Here is a 1352-nt window from a genome sequence, read left to right on the forward strand (position 1 = left end):
GGGGGTGTCCCGGATTTTGTGTAAACGGGTTTTGGTTTAACCCGGCGACATCCGGTCTTCGAACTGGATAGCGAAGCGGTTTAGAGCCGCCTTCCAGTCTCTGATCGGCATCGACCATTTCTTGCTGATGTTGTTCAACGCCAGGTAAAACAGCTTGGTCACGGCATCATCAGTCGGAAACGAACTGCGTGTTTTGATGACTTTTCGCAGGCTCATGTTGATCGACTCGATCGCGTTGGTCGTGTAAATCACCTTGCGGATCTCCGGCGGGTAGTCGAAGAACGGTATCACCCGGGCCCAGTTGCGCCGCCAGCTCTGACCGATCGATGGGTACTCCTTGTCCCATTTGGCTTCAAAGGCGCTGAGCATCTGCTCGGCCACCTCGACGGTCGACGACGTGTAAATCGTCCTCAGATCAGCGGCCACTTCGCGCTGCAGTTTCCACGACACGAAGTTTAGGCTATTGCGCACCATGTGCACGATGCAAAGCTGCACAGCCGCTCTCGGATAGACCGCTTCAATGGCTTCAGGAAAGCCCTTGAGCCCGTCCACACAGGCAATAAAGATGTCCTGCACGCCGCGTGTCTTCAACTCGGTCACCACCTGCAACCAGAACTTGGCACCCTCGGTCTGGGCGATCCACAGCCCCAGAACCTCCTTGTGGCCGTCCATGTTCACGCCAATCGCCAGATACACCGCCTTGGTCCGTACGGCCCCGCTGTCACGCACTTTGACGTGGATGCAGTCCAGATAAACGATCGGGTACAGCGCATTGAGTGCGCGTCCCTGCCAGAGCTTCACGTCCTCGCTCACTGCGTCTGTCACCGCCGAGATGAGCGTGGGCGATATCTCAGTGCCATACATTTCTTCCAGATGACCCTGGATCTCGCGCACGCTCAAGCCGCGCGCATACAGCGAGATGATCTTGTCGTCAAAGCCCGTCCAGCGTGTCTGGTGGCGCGCTACCAGCTTCGGCTCGAACGCGCCTTGACGGTCACGCGGGATATCCAGCGGCAATTCGCCAAACTCGCCTTGCAACGTCTTGGCGCTGTGGCCGTTGCGGGTATTGCCCGTGGCGTTGGTCACCGCTGCGCTCTTGCCGTGACCCAAATGCTCGGACATCTCGGTTTCCAGAGCCCGCTCCACCAACATCTTGGTGAGCTGCTTGAGCAGGCCATTCTCGCCAATCAAATCCTCTGGCTTCTGGTAATTCGCCAACAGGCTGTCGGCCAGTTTTACCAACTCAGGATCGGGTTTCACTCGTTTGTTGCGCTTCGCTACGGTCATCGTTGCTCCTGGATGCTGGCAGTCTCCTGCCAAATGACCGTTTACACAAAACTAATTACACCCTC

Annotated in this window: 1 protein-coding gene; it reads right to left on the reverse strand. The window is 57.2% G+C overall.

The features are described 5' to 3' along the window. Positions 1-36: 36 nt before the first annotated feature. Entirely contained in the window at positions 37-1287 is a 1251-nt protein-coding gene (locus AWB69_RS45180; RefSeq protein WP_062093233.1) for an IS256 family transposase, read from the reverse strand. Between the last annotated feature and the right edge of the window lie 65 nt (positions 1288-1352).

This window comes from Caballeronia udeis (assembly GCF_001544555.2).
Taxonomy (GTDB): Bacteria; Pseudomonadota; Gammaproteobacteria; order Burkholderiales; family Burkholderiaceae; genus Caballeronia; species Caballeronia udeis.